The 15,770-nt window shown below is 60.5% G+C and carries 16 protein-coding genes; 9 read left to right on the top strand and 7 right to left on the bottom strand.

Features of this window, described 5'->3' with window-relative positions; translation table 11 throughout:
• The first annotated feature begins 4 nt into the window (after positions 1-4).
• The 6 genes from B3F77_RS04240 (at position 5) to B3F77_RS04215 (ending at position 6,478) form a co-directional block, all read left to right on the top strand.
• The gene (locus B3F77_RS04240) at positions 5-559 is read left to right on the top strand and encodes an NUDIX hydrolase (protein WP_293603750.1); all 555 of its coding nucleotides are present in this window, start codon (positions 5-7) and stop codon (positions 557-559) included.
• A gap of 144 nt (positions 560-703) precedes the next feature.
• Entirely contained in the window at positions 704-1,711 is a 1,008-nt protein-coding gene (locus tag B3F77_RS04235; protein WP_293603749.1) for a recombination-associated protein RdgC, read from the top strand.
• A 306-nt stretch (positions 1,712-2,017) separates the two neighbouring features.
• Positions 2,018-2,602, top strand: a complete 585-nt coding sequence (locus B3F77_RS04230; RefSeq protein ID WP_349678378.1) for a 2-oxoacid:acceptor oxidoreductase family protein — start codon at positions 2,018-2,020, stop codon at positions 2,600-2,602.
• Positions 2,595-3,848 (top strand): pyruvate ferredoxin oxidoreductase, encoded by a 1,254-nt coding sequence (porA, locus tag B3F77_RS04225; protein ID WP_293603748.1) that lies wholly within the window; start codon positions 2,595-2,597, stop codon positions 3,846-3,848. Before B3F77_RS04230 ends, porA begins: the two co-directional genes overlap by 8 nt.
• Before the next feature lie 10 nt (positions 3,849-3,858).
• Complete coding sequence (locus tag B3F77_RS04220; RefSeq protein WP_293603747.1) at positions 3,859-4,854, top strand: thiamine pyrophosphate-dependent enzyme; 996 nt, start codon at positions 3,859-3,861, stop codon at positions 4,852-4,854.
• Position 4,855: 1 nt separating this feature from the next.
• The gene (locus B3F77_RS04215) at positions 4,856-6,478 is read left to right on the top strand and encodes an NAD(P)-binding protein (RefSeq protein WP_293603746.1); all 1,623 of its coding nucleotides are present in this window, start codon (positions 4,856-4,858) and stop codon (positions 6,476-6,478) included.
• Between the two features lie 163 nt (positions 6,479-6,641).
• Here the strand turns inward: B3F77_RS04215 and B3F77_RS04210 are convergent, their stop codons facing one another.
• From B3F77_RS04210 to mltG, 6 genes are all read right to left on the bottom strand, one after another.
• A complete protein-coding gene (locus B3F77_RS04210; RefSeq protein ID WP_293603745.1) occupies positions 6,642-7,313 on the bottom strand; it encodes an ankyrin repeat domain-containing protein in 672 nt (223 codons plus the stop codon).
• Positions 7,310-8,098 carry a TatD family hydrolase gene (locus B3F77_RS04205; RefSeq protein ID WP_293603744.1) on the bottom strand — a complete coding sequence of 263 codons (789 nt, stop codon included), beginning with the start codon at positions 8,096-8,098 and terminating at the stop codon, positions 7,310-7,312. Before B3F77_RS04205 ends, B3F77_RS04210 begins: the two co-directional genes overlap by 4 nt.
• A 124-nt stretch (positions 8,099-8,222) precedes the next feature.
• Entirely contained in the window at positions 8,223-8,603 is a 381-nt protein-coding gene (locus B3F77_RS04200; protein ID WP_293603743.1) for a PilZ domain-containing protein, read from the bottom strand.
• Between the two features lie 69 nt (positions 8,604-8,672).
• Complete coding sequence (locus B3F77_RS04195) at positions 8,673-9,776, bottom strand: DNA polymerase III subunit delta' (protein WP_293603742.1); 1,104 nt, start codon at positions 9,774-9,776, stop codon at positions 8,673-8,675.
• The gene (gene tmk / locus B3F77_RS04190) at positions 9,773-10,456 is read right to left on the bottom strand and encodes a dTMP kinase (protein WP_293603741.1); all 684 of its coding nucleotides are present in this window, start codon (positions 10,454-10,456) and stop codon (positions 9,773-9,775) included. Before tmk ends, B3F77_RS04195 begins: the two co-directional genes overlap by 4 nt.
• 5 nt (positions 10,457-10,461) lie before the next feature.
• Positions 10,462-11,475 (bottom strand): endolytic transglycosylase MltG, encoded by a 1,014-nt coding sequence (gene mltG / locus B3F77_RS04185; protein WP_293603740.1) that lies wholly within the window; start codon positions 11,473-11,475, stop codon positions 10,462-10,464.
• 85 nt (positions 11,476-11,560) lie between these two features.
• On the opposite strand from mltG, the gene B3F77_RS04180 reads away from it, so the two are divergent.
• Positions 11,561-12,511 (top strand): YgfZ/GcvT domain-containing protein, encoded by a 951-nt coding sequence (locus tag B3F77_RS04180; RefSeq protein ID WP_293603768.1) that lies wholly within the window; start codon positions 11,561-11,563, stop codon positions 12,509-12,511.
• Between the two features lie 40 nt (positions 12,512-12,551).
• A complete protein-coding gene (locus B3F77_RS04175) occupies positions 12,552-13,454 on the top strand; it encodes an NRDE family protein (RefSeq protein WP_293603739.1) in 903 nt (300 codons plus the stop codon).
• A gap of 11 nt (positions 13,455-13,465) precedes the next feature.
• Here the strand turns inward: B3F77_RS04175 and B3F77_RS04170 are convergent, their stop codons facing one another.
• Positions 13,466-14,323 carry a YbgC/FadM family acyl-CoA thioesterase gene (locus B3F77_RS04170; protein ID WP_293603738.1) on the bottom strand — a complete coding sequence of 286 codons (858 nt, stop codon included), beginning with the start codon at positions 14,321-14,323 and terminating at the stop codon, positions 13,466-13,468.
• A gap of 221 nt (positions 14,324-14,544) precedes the next feature.
• Between B3F77_RS04170 and B3F77_RS04165 the strand changes: the two genes are divergently transcribed.
• A complete protein-coding gene (locus B3F77_RS04165) occupies positions 14,545-15,693 on the top strand; it encodes an iron-containing alcohol dehydrogenase (protein WP_293603737.1) in 1,149 nt (382 codons plus the stop codon).
• The last annotated feature ends 77 nt before the right edge of the window (positions 15,694-15,770 follow it).

Raw genomic sequence — 15,770 nt, 5'->3', positions numbered from 1 at the left:
TTTGATGCATCGCCCACCCTTGAAACACTGTCGCGTTTGCGGTACCGCCGTGGCCTATCGCCTGCCCGATGACGGCGACACGAAGGAGCGGGCCGTCTGCCCAGCCTGCCATACCGTGCATTATGAAAATCCGCTCAACGTCGTGGGCACCGTGCCGGTATGGGGTCACGATGGCGCGCAGGTTTTGCTGTGCAAGCGCAATATCGAGCCCCGTCGGGGCAAATGGACGCTGCCGGCTGGCTTCATGGAGATGGGCGAAACCACATCGGAGGGCGCCGCCCGCGAAACCGACGAGGAAGCCGGTGCACAGTTCGAAATGCAGGAACTCTTTGCCGTCATGAACGTATCGAGTGTGGGCCAAGTCCACCTGTTTTACCGCGCCCAGCTTCTCAGCGCCGAGTTCAAGCCCGGTTATGAAACACTGGAAGCCAAGCTCTTCACGGAGTCAGAAATTCCATGGGACGAGATTGCCTTCAGGACGGTCAAGGAAACGCTGGAGCATTATTTCGCCGACCGCCGCAAAGGCAGCTTTGGTATTCATGTGGGCGATATCACATGAGTTGCGGCATCGCCTCAATGTAAGCAAGTGCTGTTTGCACGGTAAGCGTCACTTAGAATTTCCTCAGCCGGGCGCAAGTCCCGCAGCGCCTGTTCACTCATTCTTTCCCGCCCCCCTCTTCGCTACCCAACACCCCGGAATTTCATGTTCAAATCCGCGTCCTTTTTTCGCATTGCCAGCGACTTCGTTATGCCCCCTTTGGAAGCGCTTGAAGAGGCGCTCCAGGCCACCCGATTCATGCCCTGTGGCGCCACGCAGCCAGAGTCCAGCGGCTGGGTGGCCCCGCGCGGAAACAAGAGCACCGCCCTGGTCGAGGCCGTCGGCCGCCAGATCATCGTGCAGCTCTGCACCGAGCGCCGTCCCCTACCCGCCTCGGCCGTCAAGGATGCCGTCGAGGAGCGCATTGAAAAGTACAAACAGGAAACCGGCCGTGAACGCGTCGGCGCCAAGATCAAGAAGGAATTCAAGGAAGAAGCCATCCAGAGCCTGCTGCCGCGCGCATTCACAAAACGTTCATCGACGACGCTGTGGATCGACCCCGTCAACAAATTCCTGGTGGTGGACACCGGCAGCCTGACGGGTGCCGACAAGGTCGTGAGCCACCTGGTGGATGTGCTCAGCGAGATGCCGGGTGCCGGCCCGGGCATCGGCGTAAAACCCGTGCAAACGTCGCTGTCAGCCGCAGTCGCCATGGCGCACTGGCTGGCCAGCCGCGAAGCGCCCTTCAGTTTCACAGTCGATCGCGACTGCGAACTTAAAATGCCCGACGACCAGAAATCGACGGTTCGTTATTCGCACCACACGCTGGAGATCGACGAAGTCGCGGAGCATATCGCGGCAGGCAAGGTGCCCACCCAGCTGGCCATGACGTGGAATGACCGCGTGTCTTTCGTGCTCACCGATTCGGCCCAGGTGAAGAAACTCAAACTGCTCGACGTCGTGCTGGACGGTGTACAGGAAGGCGGCAAGGGTGACGACGGCTTCGACACCGACGCAGCCATCGTGACAGGCGAACTGTCGGCCTTGATCCCTGACCTGCTGGAAGCCTTGGGCGGCGAGCTGCCCGGCGACGCGTCCGCGCCCCAATCAGAGGCCGCGCAGACTCTCACTGACCGACTTGCCCCTCACCGAGCGGTGACTGAGATCAAGTAAACACCGATGACGCGGCTGTCAAGCCGTCGTTGCCCTAGGCGTTGGACACATGTCTGGTTGCATCAAAGTTTGCAGCGGGTTTTATACCATTCACATTCGGGCATCCCTGACAACCTCCACTTTAAGGATCATCCGGTCTTGTTGAGAAAATCTTAAATCGCTACTCAACATTTTTGTCATAATGTGAAATTAGGCTTCATATTATAGTAATTAGATAGATAAAACTGATCTTGATCAAAGTTTTGTATTTTATCCCGCCCTATGCTTGCCCAACTTCAATGCAAGAACCTTGAAAGGGAGCTGGGTATGCTGTTCCAGGTGCGAATTCACGGCCGTGGCGGACAAGGAGTAGTGTCCGCTGCGGAAATGCTGTCAGTTGCCGCTTTCCTCGAGGGCAAGCACGCACAGGCTTTTCCCAGTTTCGGTTCGGAGCGCATGGGGGCACCGGTGATGGCGTTCTGCCGCATCGACGACAAGGAAATCCGGCTACGCGAGCCGGTCATGCGACCGGACGCGCTGATCATCCAGGATCCGACCTTGCTGCATCAGGTCGATCTCTTTTCCGGTGTCTCGCCCGAAGGTTTCATCCTCATCAACTCGACCCGCAGCTTCGATGAACTGGGCATAGGCGACTTCGTCAAGGGTTACCGGCACGACCGGCTCTGCACAGTGCCGGCCACCGAACTGGCGTTGAAACACGTCGGCCGGGCGGTGCCCAACGCGGCGCTTTTGGGAGGCTTCGCCGCCATCAGCGGCAAGGTCAAGCTGGAATCGGTGTGTGCCGCGATCCTGGACAAATTTCCCAAGAAAATCGCCGAAGGCAACATCGCGGCCACGCGCGAGGCATACAACATGGTGATGGAGCAAATGAAGGAGATGCAGCATGCTTAAGCAGACCGAAGGCTCCCATGCCATGGCCGAGGCGATTGCCTTGTGCCGCCCAGAAGTCATCTGCGCCTATCCGATCACGCCCCAGACCCACATCGTTGAGGGATTGGGCGAAATGGTGGCCGCCGGCGAATTGAAAAATTGCGAGTTCATCAACGTCGAGTCGGAGTTCGCCGCGCTGTCGGTCGCCATCGGCGCCTCGGCCGCCGGGGTACGCACCTACACCGCCACCGCAAGCCAAGGTCTGCTATTCATGGCCGAGGCAGTGTACAACGCCGCCGGCCTCGGCCTGCCGATCGTCATGACCATCGGCAACCGGGCCATCGGCGCTCCCATCAACATCTGGAACGACCATACCGATTCCATGTCGATGCGCGACGCCGGCTGGATCCAGATCTACGCCGAGACCAATCAGGAGGCCGTCGATCTGCATATCCAGGCTTTCCGCCTGGCCGAAGAATTATCCATTCCGGTGATGGTGTGCGTGGACGGTTTCATCCTCACCCACGCCTACGAGCGGATAGACATCCCAACCCAGGAACAGGTGGATACCTATCTGCCACCCTTCGAGCCGCGCCAGGTGCTCGATCCGAAAGAGCCAGTATCCATTGGCGCCATGGTCGGCCCCGAAGCTTTCCTGGAAGTGCGCTACCTGGCCCACCACCGGCAGATGCGCGCGCTGGAATTGATTCCGCAACTCTCCGCCGAGTTCAAGCAGCAGTTCGGCCGCGAGTCAGGCGGCCTCATCAAACCCTATCGCTGCGAAGATGCCAAGACGATCGTGGTGGCGCTCGGCTCCGTGATGGGCACCATCAAGGATGTGATCGACGAGATGCGCGCCGAAGGCTGCTCAATTGGCGCTGTGGCGATCTGTTCGTTCCGGCCGTTCCCGAGCGAGGAACTGCACGATCTACTGTCGCATGCCAAGCGCATGGTGGTGCTCGAAAAATCGCTGGCGGTCGGTATCGGCGGCATCGTTTCGCACAATCTGCGCATGGCGCTGTCCGGCATTTCGCTGCACGCCTACACCGTGGTGGCCGGACTCGGCGGGCGCGCCATCACCAAGGACAGCCTCCGGACACTGTTCGACAAGGCGTTGAAAGACGAGTTGGAGGCGCTCACTTTCCTCGACCTCAACCACGAGATCGTGAACCGCGAACTGGAACGTGAAAAGCAGGAACGCCGTTCCGGACCATCGGCCGAAAACATCTTGCGCGACCTCGGCACCGTCGCAGCCACAATCCGCTGAAAGGGTCACCATGGAGATGCAACAGATCAAGTTCTACCAGACCGGCACCTTTACCGTCGGCAACCGCCTGCTCGACCAGAACCAGCGTTCGGTGCAGGCCAACATGGAGCGCACCAACTCGCTCAATTCCGGCCACCGCGCTTGTCAAGGCTGCGGCGAGGCGCTTGGCGCGCGCTACGCGATAGATGCCGCCATGCGTGCCGCCAATAATCAAATCATTGCCACCAATGCCACCGGCTGCCTGGAAGTATTTTCGACGCCTTACCCGGAAACCTCTTGGCAGATTCCGTGGATTCACTCGCTGTTCGGCAACGCCGCGGCGGTAGCCACCGGCGTGGCCGCTGCCATGAAAGTCAGGGGCCGCACCGACGTGCGCGTCATCGCCCAAGGTGGCGACGGCGGCACTACCGACATCGGTTTCGGTTGCCTGTCAGGCATGTTTGAGCGCAACGACGACGTGCTCTACATCTGTTACGACAATCAGGCCTACATGAACACCGGCGTGCAGCGTTCCTCCGCCACGCCGCCCACCGCGCGCACGGCCACCACCATGCCGCTCGGGACCGAAGGAGGCGCTCCGTTCGGCCAAGGCAAAAACGTACCGTTGATCGCCATGGCGCACGAGATTCCGTACGTCGCCACGGCCTCGGTAGCCTATCTGCGCGACCTCGAAAGCAAGGTCACGAAGGCGATGTCGATGCACGGCGCACGCTACATCCAAATCCTGGTGCCTTGCCCGCTCGGCTGGGGTGCTGAATCGCACGACACCATTCGCCTGGCGCGTCTGGCGGTGGAGACTGGAATGTTCCCGCTGTTCGAAGCCGAGCACGGCGAGGTGGTCAGCTCCACCAAGATCCGTCATCGGGTGCCGGTCGAAGATTACCTGAAGCCGCAAAAGCGCTTCGCGCATCTGTTCGGCAAACAACCCGCGGTCGAGACGATCGCACGCATACAAGCCATCGCCGACAAGAACATCAAGAAGTACAGCTTGCTGGAGGAGCGTTGAAATGGATAAACCGTTTGCCATCACCCTCGACGTCGGCTCCTCGCTGGCCAACCGCACCGGCTCCTGGCGCACCAGCCGGCCGGTGTATGTCGACCGCCTGCCGCCCTGCAACAATGCCTGTCCCGCCGGAGAAAACATCCAGGGATGGCTGTTCCATGCCGAGTCGGGCGAATACGAAAAAGCCTGGCGCGAACTGGTGAAGAACAATCCGATGCCGGCCATCATGGGGCGCGTTTGCTATCACCCATGCGAGTCGTCCTGCAACCGCGGCCAGCTTGACGAGACGGTAAACATCCACGTGGTCGAGCGCTTCCTTGGCGACGAGGCCATCAAACATGGTTGGAAAGTGGAACTGGCGCCAACGTCAGGCAAGCACGTTCTGGTCATCGGCGCCGGCCCCTCAGGCCTGTCCGCCGCCTACCACCTGCGCCTGCTCGGCCACGCCGTGACCATCCTGGAAGCGGGGTCGCTGACCGGCGGCATGATGCGCTTCGGCATCCCAAAGTACCGCCTGCCGCGCGAAGTGCTTGATGCCGAAGTCAAGCGCATCGAGGACATGGGTGTTGCGATCCGACTCAACCACAAAGTCGACGATGTGCTGGCGACGATGAAGGAGGGCGGTTTCGACGCAGCCTTCCTTGCTGTCGGCGCCCATCTCGCCAAGCGCGCCTACATTCCGGCTGGCGACGCCAGCAAGATTCTCGATGCGGTTTCGGTGCTGCGCGGCATGGAAGGCGAAGACAAGCCGTTGCTGGGACGACGCGTCGTGGTGTATGGCGGCGGCAATACTGCCATCGACGTGGCACGCACAGCCAAACGCCTGGGCGCGGAAGAATCGATCATCGTCTATCGCCGCACCCGCGAGAAAATGCCGGCGCACGATTTCGAGGTCGAAGAGGCGCTGCAGGAAGGCATTATGATGAAGTGGCTGTCGACCATCAAGGATGCCGGGGAAACCAGCTTCACGGTGGAGAAGATGGCGCTGGACGAAAAAGGCTTTCCGCAGCCCACTGGCGAATACGAAACCATCGAGGCTGATTCCCTGGTGCTGGCGTTGGGGCAGGACGTGGATCTTTCACTCTTGGAAAATGTGCCCGGTCTGACCAACGAAAACGACATGGTGCAGGTGGACCGCGGCATGATGACCGCCTATCCTGGTATCTTCGCGGGCGGCGACATGGTGCCCTCCGAGCGCACGGTCACGGTTGCCATAGGCCACGGCAAGAAAGCGGCACGCAACATCGACACATGGCTGCGAGGGACCTCTGTTGAGGTCGCGCAAAAACATGAGGCGGCCACCTTCGACAAGCTCAACACGTGGTATTACACGGATGCACCCAAAACAGTGCAGCCGGTGCTCGATATCATCCGCCGCCAATCCACTTTCGAGGAGGTGCTGGGCGGCCTCGACGAAAGCAATGCGCTGTTGGAAGCACGCCGCTGCCTATCCTGCGGCAACTGTTTCGAGTGCGACAACTGCTATGGCGTCTGCCCCGAAAACGCCGTCATCAAGCTCGGCCCGGGCCAGCGTTTCAGCTTCAACTACGACTATTGCAAAGGCTGCGGCATCTGCGTCACCGAATGCCCGTGCGGTGCGATCAAGACGGAACCCGAAACGATTTGAGCGGAAACCGGGCGAAAAAATGACAGTATGAAATTTATTTTTTAATTTGGTCGCGTTGACGAGGCGCTGCCAGCAAAGATATCGAATCACCAAATATACGAATTAGGTAAGCTCCCTTTTGGCTGTATCTCGGTGCCCCTCAACGGCCACGCTGGCCGACTCGTCACCATTGGCCGGCTGGTCGCTTGCTGCGTATGAATGCTGCAATCGCCTCAACCGAATCCGGGCGGTTGCCGCGCTGGGCGAACTGCAGCGCGGTCAGGCCTTGCTGGTTCTTGAGCTGCACATCGGCGCCTTCCTGCAACAGGAGTTTGACGGCTGCTGGCTTGCCATACATGGCTGCCATCATCAAGGGCGTGGTGCCGTTGGGTGATTCGGCGTCAATGTAGGCGCTATTTTCAAGCAACAGGCTGATGACGCTCAACTGCCCGCCGCTGGCAGCGTAATGCAAAGGGGTCCAGCCCGTCTTGTTGACGTCGGCCCCCCTTTTAATCAACTTCTCGACCAGGTCCTTGTGGCCTTTGAGTGCAGCCAGCATGAGCGGGCTTTCTCCCTTGATGTTGAGAATATTTACATCGGTTTTAGGCCAGTCGATCAATACCTGCGCGGCTTTGAGTGAAGGCTCGCGCAACGCCACATACAGACCATACTGGCCTTGCGGGTCTATCGTGTTGGCATCAAAGCCGCGCGCCAGAAGGGCCTTGAGCTTACCCGGGTCGTCCTGCTTGATGGCACTAAAAAAGTCATCATAGGAGCCAGCATGAACTAAGCTAAATCCAATAAAAACAAATAGATATATGATATTTTTAATGTAATTTATGAGGTTTCTACTCATGCGACTACTCCCGTAAACAGCTGCTCAAAATTGCGACTGGTCGCCTCGGCGATGGCTTCCAGGGGTTGCTGTTTGAGTTTGGCGATCTGCTGCGCCACCAGGGGAACATAAGACGGATTGTTGGTTTTTCCACGGTAAGGCATCGGGGCTAGATAGGGGCTGTCGGTCTCGATCAGCATGCGGTCAAGCGGTACAAACCGGGCTACTTCCCGTATGTCACCGGCGTTTTTGAAGGTCAGAATGCCTGAAAAGGAGATGTAAAAACCCAGGTCGAGCGCTGCACGGGCTACCGCCTGGGTTTCTGTGAAGCAGTGGAAAACACCGCGCGCCTGCCCTGCGCTACCGCCCTCCTCTTTCAGGATGGCCAAGGTGTCGTCGGATGCGCTGCGGGTATGAATGACCAGCGGCTTCCCGGTTTGGCGGGCCGCGCGGATATGTACCCGAAAACGCTCGCGCTGCCATTCCATGCCGGCCATGGTGCGCTCACCCAGCCGGTAATAGTCCAGCCCGGTTTCACCGATGCCGACCACTTTGGGCAGGCTTGCGCGCTGCAGCAGATCGTCGAGGCTGGGCTCCAGCACGTCCTCGTTGTCGGGGTGTACGCCCACGGTCGACCAGAAGTTGTCATAGCGCGTAGCGAGCTGGTGGACCGTCTCAAACTCTTCCAGTGTGGTGCAAATGCACAGGGCCCTGCTCACTTGGGCATCCTGCATGGCTTGGCGAATCTGCGGCAGCTGTGCCTGGAGCTCGGGAAAGCTCAAATGGCAATGGGAATCGGTGAACATTCAGAAAAGACGTGGTTAAGTATAAAAAAAGGCCTGTAGCCCACGTGTGAAGGGCGCAGGTAGCTATGAAACATGTAGCGTGTCAGCAGAGACAACACGGCACCTGCTGGCGTCTACATGATGTCTAAATGGTCTGCGTGGGTCGGTCGGAGGCCAGATGGGCGCCCAGGATTTCTTCAATCTTGATCTTGAGCTGGCGAGACTTTTCGTCGGAAGGAAACCGGACACCGACGCCCTGGGTGCGGTTGCCGGCGGCCCGTGGTGGTGTGACCCACGCCACTTTACCGGCCACCGGGTAGCGCTGGGTGTCCTCGGGGAGCGTCAGCAAGACGTAGATATCGTCGCCCAGCTTGTACTCGCGCGCGGAGGGAATGAAAATGCCGCCTTCTTTAAACAGCGGAATGTAAGCGATATACAGTGCCGCTTTTTCCTTGATGGCCAACTGAACAACACTAGGCCGGGCGGTGGCTGAGGCAGGGGAACCGGCGGGAGGCGATGTACTCATTGCGTTAGTTTATCGGTTTGGCTGCGCCTGCATAGAGCCAAAGTGCTGGAATTGCAGCACTTGCAGCACTCATTTTGCGTTGAGCGCCGTACGGGCACGGCTGACCAGCGATTCCAGCATCAACCCCAGGTTGTATGGATGCTCCACGGTACGGGCGATGGTGCTTAGTTCTTTAGCCCAGTTGGCAAGCGCATAAAGACCGAGTTTCCCCGCTGAGGGCGCCGGAAGGTCGTTGGCACTGAAAAACCGTGGAGAAGCCCCCACCCGGACCGCCAGGACGTCATGGCAAAGCTTTTGCAAAGCATCGACGGCTTGGGCAGGCCCCCAGTCAGCCAGCGCGCTGACGTCGCCCCGGGCCATGGCTTTGGGCAAGGCCTGCCAGCGCTGAGATGCGTCGCTGGGGGGGCTGTTTTGCGCCCAGGCCAAGGCATCGGCAGGACGCCCGCCGGCCGCCATCAGGAGCGTCTGCAGATCGGCGGCATCCGGCGGCCGGACTGCTTTTTTGGCGCTACCCTCCTTGTCGGCCCGTTGGTTCTGACGCACGGCTTCTTTGCCGAGCCAGGTCAAGGCTGGCTCAAATTCGGGCCAAAGCATGGTGTGGCCTAGGCAGCGGCTGCGGATGGTCGGCAGCAACTGGTGCGCCGCCTCGGTCGCCAGAATGAATTTGACCGCACCGGGCGGCTCTTCCAGCGTTTTGAGCAGGGTGTTGGCCGTGACGTTGTTCATGCGCTCGGCCGGAAACACCAGCACGACCTTGGTGCTGCCGCGGGAACGCGTGAACTGGGTAAACGACACAGCTTCGCGCGCCGCATCCACCTTGATTTCTTTGCTGGGTTTGCGTTTTTTGCTGTCCAGCTCATCCTGCGTTTTCTCGTCCAGCGGCCAGCCGAGTGCCAGCGACAGGGTTTCGGGCATCAGCATGCAAAAGTCGGCGTGGGTGTGTACGTCCACCGCATGGCAGCTGCCGCAATGGCCGCAAGCGCCTTTGGGCGTGGGCTGCTCGCACAGCCAGGTCCTGGCCAGCGCCAGCGCCAGTTCAAACTGGCCCAAGCCTGATGGCCCACTGAGCAGCCAGGCGTGGCCGCGCTGGGCCAGCAGGCTTTCCAGCTGGGTTTGCAGCCAGGGCGCGAGGGGCGGGTTTTTGACGGCTATATCCACGCTGATATCACTCATGGCAACCAGCCTTTGGCTACAAACACCTGCCGTACCGCCTGCCAGACCGCTTCGCGGGTTTGTGAGGCGTCAATGCGGGCAAAGCGTTCTGGGTGGCCTTGCTGGCGATCGGCATAGCCTTGTGCAACCCGGCGGAAAAACGCCAGGGGTTGCGCTTCAAATTTATCGGGTACGCGCGCGCCTTGAAGCCGCACCGCGGCCTCTTCGGGCGGCAGGTCAAACCAGACCGTGAGGTGAGGCTCGATGACGGTTTCGACTTCGGGCTTCATCGGCGAGTTGCCCGCCGGGTCACCGAGCAGCCCTTCGTCAGACTGCACCCATTGCTCCAGGGTCGACAGCACATTCAGGTCAAAACCGCGCCCCGCCCCCTGGTAGGCAAAGGTGGCGTCGGTGAAGCGGTCGCACAGCACCACGTCGCCGCGCACCAGTGCAGGCGCAATCACGCGCACAAGGTGGTCGCGCCGGGCTGCAAAAATCAGCAGGGCCTCGGTCAGTGGGTCCATGGGGTCGCCTAGCACCATGGCGCGAAGTTTTTCGGCCAGCGGCGTGCCGCCGGGCTCGCGCGTCAGCGTCACCGCCCTGCCCTGCGCCCTGAAGGTGTCGGCCAGGCCCGCAATGTGCGTGGATTTGCCCGCGCCGTCTATGCCTTCAAAGCTGATGAAAAGGCCGTGCATGGTCATTCGATTTACTGGCCCCGGATGTATTGGTTGACGGCGTGGTTGTGCTCGTCCAGGCTGGTGCTGAACTGGCTGCTGCCGCTGCCGTCATTGCGCGCTACAAAATAAAGCGCTTGGGTGGGCGCGGGCTGTACGGCCGCCAGCAAAGCGGCTTTGCCGGGCATGGCAATTGGGGTGGGCGGCAGGCCGACGCGGGTGTAGGTGTTGTAAGGCGTGTCTTCAGCCAAGTCGCGTTTGCGCAGGTGGCCGTCAAACTGTGGGCCCAAGCCATAAATTACGCTCGGGTCGGTCTGCAGCAGCATGCCCATTCGCAGCCGGTTGGTGAAGACACCGCCGATTTGCGGACGGTCGGAGGGCTTGCCGGTCTCTTTTTCGATAATGCTGGCCAGAATCAGGGCTTGCTCCGGGGTTTTCAGGGGCGTGCCGGGGCTGCGTAGCGCCCAGGCGGCCTCCAGTCGTTTGTCCATCGCCCGGGCGGCACGCTTGAGCACGGCCAGATCGCTGGAGCCTTTGGCATAGGTATAGGTGTCCGGGAAAAACCGGCCTTCTGGATGCATGCCCGGCCTGCCCAATTTTTCCATGATTATTTCGGGGCTTAGCCCTTGCGTATCGGGTGCAAGCTGCTCTTCTTTTTGTAGCGCTGCACGCACCTGCGTGAAGGTCCAGCCTTCGACCAGTGTGACGCTTTTGAGGGTTTCCTCGCCGCGCACCAGCATGCTCAGCAGTTTGCGCGGCGTGGTGCCGGGTACCAGTTCATAGCTGCCGGCCTTGATCAGCCGGGCTTGCCCCGAAAAGCGGAACCAGGCCTGCAACAGCAGCACAGGCACTTCAGCGCCGCTGGCCACCACGGCGTTAGCCACGCCGCTGGCGGGTGTACCGAGCTCGATTTCAAGGTCCACCACCTGGCTGCCCGGCTGCAGCCGCAGGGGAATGGGTTGGTGCAGCCACCACCAAGCCGCACCGCCCAGCAGCAGGGCACCGGCCAACACCCATTTCAGCAAACTTGTAAAGACACGACGCACAACCGAGCTACCTTTTCAGTATGGAACGCAAAACCAAGGGGCTATGATAATTCAGGATATCTCCACCACCATAGCAAACCGCCCCATGACCATGCCCAGCACTGCCCTAGATATTTCCGGCATCGCCGAACTGACGCACCTGGGGGTGATTCGCGTGGCTGGCGTTGAGGCCGTGAAGTTTTTGCAGGGCCAGCTGACGCAGGACGTGGCCTTGCTGAGTCTGTCGGAAGCGCGCCTGGCCGCTTTTTGCAATGCCAAAGGCCGCATGCAGGCCAGCTTTGTGCTGTTCAAGCGTAGCCATGAAGAAGTCTTGCTGGTGTGCAGCCGCGACATTCTGGCCGCCACACTCAAGCGCTTGTCGATGTTTGTGTTGCGCGCCAACGCCAAACTCAGTGACGCCAGCGGTGATTTTGCGCTGTACGGCGTGGTTGGAAATACACTTAATACTATTGAATCAATAGCTGACGGTTCCCGTCCTGCTTGGTCTAAGGTCGATATTGATGATGCAAATCTGGTGTTTTTACACCCGGGCGCCGGTCTGCCGCGCGCGCTCTGGTGTGCGCCTGCCGGTTCACCCGCGCCCCAAGGTCCGCACGTCGACCTGGCCGTGTGGCACTGGCTGGATGTGCGGTCGGGCATTGCCATGATCACCCAGCCGATTTTTGAGGCCTTCGTGCCGCAAATGCTCAATTACGAATCCGTGGAGGGCGTGAACTTCAAAAAGGGCTGCTACCCCGGCCAGGAGGTCGTGGCGCGCAGCCAGTTTCGCGGCACGCTGAAACGGCGCGCCTACCTGGTGCATACCGCAGGAACACCCGCTGTCGGGCAAGAGGTGTTTCACGCATCCGACGCGGAGCAACCCTGCGGACTGGTGGCCGCTGCTGCGGCCAACCCCTCGGGCGGGTTTGACGCGATTGTGTCGATGCAGACGTCAGCCGCTGCCGATGCGGCTGATGGGCGCCTCACCTTGGGGACTGCCACAGGCGCTGCTTTGGCGCTGCTGCCACTGCCCTACTCCTTGCTCGAAGATATCTGAGCGCACTGATAGTTAAACGCATGAGTTTAAAGGCTTCAACATGTGTTTGATCGCATTTGCCATCGGCGCTTCGGCCCGTTGGCCGCTGGTGATTGCGGCCAACCGCGATGAGTTTTTGAACCGTCCGACCCAGCCTTTGGGCCGCTGGCGAACCGCCCATGGACAGGAAATCATTTCCGGGCGCGACCTGCGCGCCGGTGGAACCTGGCTGGGCATGACTTCCGGCGGGCGGGTGGCGTTTCTCACCAATGTGCGCGAGGCTAAGCCCCAAGCTGCGCCACGTTCCCGCGGCGAACTGGTGACGCGCTGGCTTGAAGAGGGCGGCGACGCCGAAGCGTTTGCACTGGCGCTGCAGAAAGACGGCGCAGCCTACGGCGGCTTCAACCTGGTGCTTGGTGATTTTCAGCGAAATGCCTGGACGTGGATCACCAACAAATCCGCCGCCGCTTCGACCCTGCAGGTGCAGCCACTGGAACCCGGAGTGTATGGCCTCTCCAATGCGGCACTGAACACGCCGTGGCCCAAAACCACGGCACTGAAGAGAGTGCTGGCTGCCGCCTTGACGGAAGCGAATGCGCCTGAGTCGGATGCCCCGGATGCGATGCAAGACTTACTCTGGACGGGACTGGCCAACCGCGAACGTGCCCGTAGCGAGCAACTGCCCGCCACCGGCGTGCCCCTGGCGTTCGAAGAGGCCTTGTCCAGCGCCTTTGTGGAATTTCCCGAACACGCCTATGGCACACGCTGCAGTACCGTGTTGCTTGCCAGCGCGCAGGACAGCCGCGAGGGCGCGCGGCGCTGGGATGTTCGAGTGGAAGAACGCACGCATCTGCACGCAGAACAGCCGGCGAAAGAAATAGCGGGAGCCTCCCACGGCCACAGCAGCGCTACCCCGCAGACCAGCAGCTTTCTGGTCCCTTGGCAGCAACTGCCAGCGCTTTGATATAGCTGACCCTAAAGCGCCTTGAACATTTCAATATGCGGAATGCCGACTTCGTCAAAAGGCGCTCCACGCGGCGCAAAACCCAGGCGCTGGTAAAAACCTTCGGCACTGCGTTGTGCGTACAGCATGACCTCGGCATCGCCGCGTTGTTGGGCGGCGTCCATCAATGTGTGCAGGATGCTCTGCCCGACGTGTGAACCCCGCAGGGCGCGGTGAACCGCCATGCGGCCTATCTTGCCCACATCACTGGCGTGCCTGAGCAGCCGCCCCGTGGCGATGCCCTGCCCCAGGCTGTTGTAGGCTACGGCATGAACGGCTGTGGCGTCGGCTTCATCCCACTCCATCTCCAACGGAATACCCTGCTCCTGCACAAACACGGCGGTTCGCACTTTCGCCGCATCCGTGCCCAAGGCGGCCCAGCCCCCGGTTTTGATCTGGAGCATCGCCTCCCCGGCTTCAAAGCATGTCAGCAGGCTGCGCAGCGCGTCCGGCACGGGTTTGGCGGTTTGTGATGCCGGGTCCGCAAACACATAGATCAGCTCACAGGTGATGAGCAACTCATCCCCACGAAAAATGGCACCGGAGAAAACCATGGACGACTTGCCGACACGGGCACATGTGAGCGCCACATCGAGCCGGTCATCAAAATGCGCCGACCCGTGGTACTCAATGCTGGCTTTTTTGACGTAAAGATCGCCGCCAAGCTGCAGCATGGCCTCTTCATACGGCAGGGCCAGCGCGCGCCAGTAGTCCGCCATGGCCGTGTCGAAGTACATCAAATAATGCGCATTGAACACGATTTTCTGCATGTCAACTTCCACCCAGCGCACGCGCAGTCGGTGAAAAAATCGAAAGTCTTGTCGTTTCATATTGGTGAAGTCAGGTTGAAAGTGTGCCAAAAGCTTGCCGCAGCGCCCGCGCCGCATCGGCATGAGCGCGGCCATCACGCGCCAAAGTGACTGCGATCAGGGTTTTCTTGCAATTCATGGGCGTCTGCAGCTATTAAAGTAGAGTGAACCTGATTCGGACAAGATTGGGACAAGATCAGGGATTAGCCCCGCATCGTACAACGCAGAAAGACAAGCAAGCCATGGCCTTCATTTACTACGTCACCCAGATCCAGTTTGAATTTGGCGCCATCAAACTGCTCAGGCAGGAATGCGAGCGTGTCGGCATCACCCGGCCTCTCATCGTTACAGACCCCGGCGTCAAGGCGGCAGGCATACTACAAAAAGCGCTCGATGCCCTGAATCCGTCAGGCTCCGGCATGACGGTGGCCGTGTTTGACCAGACGCCCTCCAACCCCACCGAAGCAGCGGTGCGCGCGGCAGCCGCGCTGTACAAAGCCAGCGGCTGCGACGGCTTGATTGCCGTGGGCGGCGGCTCGGCGATTGATTGCGCCAAGGGCGTGGCGATTGCCGCCACTCACGAAGGCCCGCTCAAAACCTACGCCACCATCGAAGGCGGCTCACCGAAAATCACCGAGCGCGTGGCGCCGCTGATTGCCGTGCCCACCACCAGCGGCACCGGCAGCGAAGTGGCGCGCGGCGCCATCCTCATCGTGGACGACCACCGCAAGCTGGGTTTTCACTCCTGGTACCTGGTGCCAAAAACCGCGATTTGCGACCCAGAACTTACCCTCGGCCTGCCCGCCAAACTGACCGCCGCCACCGGCATGGACGCGATTGCGCATTGCATGGAAACCTTCATGGCGCCCGCCTTCAACCCACCGGCCGACGGCATTGCGCTGGATGGCCTGGAGCGCGGCTGGACGCACATCGAGCGCGCCACGCGCGACGGTAGCGACCGCAGGGCACGTTTGAACATGATGAGTGCCTCGATGCAGGGCGCCATGGCCTTTCAGAAAGGGCTGGGCTGCGTGCATTCGCTGAGCCATAGCCTGGGCGGTGTTGACCCACGCCTGCACCATGGCACGCTGAACGCCATGTTCTTACCCGCCGTGGTGCGCTTTAACGCCCAAGCCGAATCGGTGCAGAAAGAGCATCGCCTGGACCGCATGGCCCGCGCCATGGGGCTGGCGTTAGGCAGCGACATTCCCGAAGCCATCAATGACATGAACGCCCGCCTCGGCCTGCCCACCGGCCTGGCGGCGATGGGCGTACAGCGCGACCAGTTCAGCCGCATCATCGAAGGCGCGCTGGCCGATCATTGCCACAAGACGAATCCGCGGCTGGCCAGCGTGGAGGACTATGAGGAGATGTTGGAGCAGTCGCTTTGATGGTTGCGCCTCCCCTGACCACATTCAGAGGCTCGCCGGCACCTTTCGGCTGACGCCGGACGGTCAAACGTGTATCC

The sequence above is a fragment of the Polaromonas sp. UBA4122 genome (assembly GCA_002381615.1).
In the GTDB taxonomy this organism is placed as follows: Bacteria; Pseudomonadota; Gammaproteobacteria; order Burkholderiales; family Burkholderiaceae_C; genus Polaromonas.
The sequence above is the reverse complement of the archived record's forward strand: the minus strand, read 5'-3'. Positions and strand labels throughout refer to the sequence as shown.

Coding starts and splice junctions, on each gene's coding strand:
- porA (WP_293603748.1), top strand. CDS start 2,595: ATGCTTAAGCAGACCGAAGGCTCCCATGCCATGGCCGAGGCGATTGCC.
- B3F77_RS04215 (WP_293603746.1), top strand. CDS start 4,856: ATGGATAAACCGTTTGCCATCACCCTCGACGTCGGCTCCTCGCTGGCC.
- B3F77_RS04210 (WP_293603745.1), bottom strand. CDS start 7,313: ATGAGTAGAAACCTCATAAATTACATTAAAAATATCATATATCTATTT.
- B3F77_RS04165 (WP_293603737.1), top strand. CDS start 14,545: ATGGCCTTCATTTACTACGTCACCCAGATCCAGTTTGAATTTGGCGCC.
- B3F77_RS04195 (WP_293603742.1), bottom strand. CDS start 9,776: ATGAGTGATATCAGCGTGGATATAGCCGTCAAAAACCCGCCCCTCGCG.
- B3F77_RS04205 (WP_293603744.1), bottom strand. CDS start 8,098: ATGTTCACCGATTCCCATTGCCATTTGAGCTTTCCCGAGCTCCAGGCA.
- B3F77_RS04220 (WP_293603747.1), top strand. CDS start 3,859: ATGGAGATGCAACAGATCAAGTTCTACCAGACCGGCACCTTTACCGTC.
- B3F77_RS04235 (WP_293603749.1), top strand. CDS start 704: ATGTTCAAATCCGCGTCCTTTTTTCGCATTGCCAGCGACTTCGTTATG.
- tmk (WP_293603741.1), bottom strand. CDS start 10,456: ATGACCATGCACGGCCTTTTCATCAGCTTTGAAGGCATAGACGGCGCG.
- B3F77_RS04180 (WP_293603768.1), top strand. CDS start 11,561: ATGACCATGCCCAGCACTGCCCTAGATATTTCCGGCATCGCCGAACTG.
- B3F77_RS04175 (WP_293603739.1), top strand. CDS start 12,552: ATGTGTTTGATCGCATTTGCCATCGGCGCTTCGGCCCGTTGGCCGCTG.
- B3F77_RS04240 (WP_293603750.1), top strand. CDS start 5: ATGCATCGCCCACCCTTGAAACACTGTCGCGTTTGCGGTACCGCCGTG.
- B3F77_RS04170 (WP_293603738.1), bottom strand. CDS start 14,323: ATGAAACGACAAGACTTTCGATTTTTTCACCGACTGCGCGTGCGCTGG.
- B3F77_RS04200 (WP_293603743.1), bottom strand. CDS start 8,603: ATGAGTACATCGCCTCCCGCCGGTTCCCCTGCCTCAGCCACCGCCCGG.
- B3F77_RS04230 (WP_349678378.1), top strand. CDS start 2,018: ATGCTGTTCCAGGTGCGAATTCACGGCCGTGGCGGACAAGGAGTAGTG.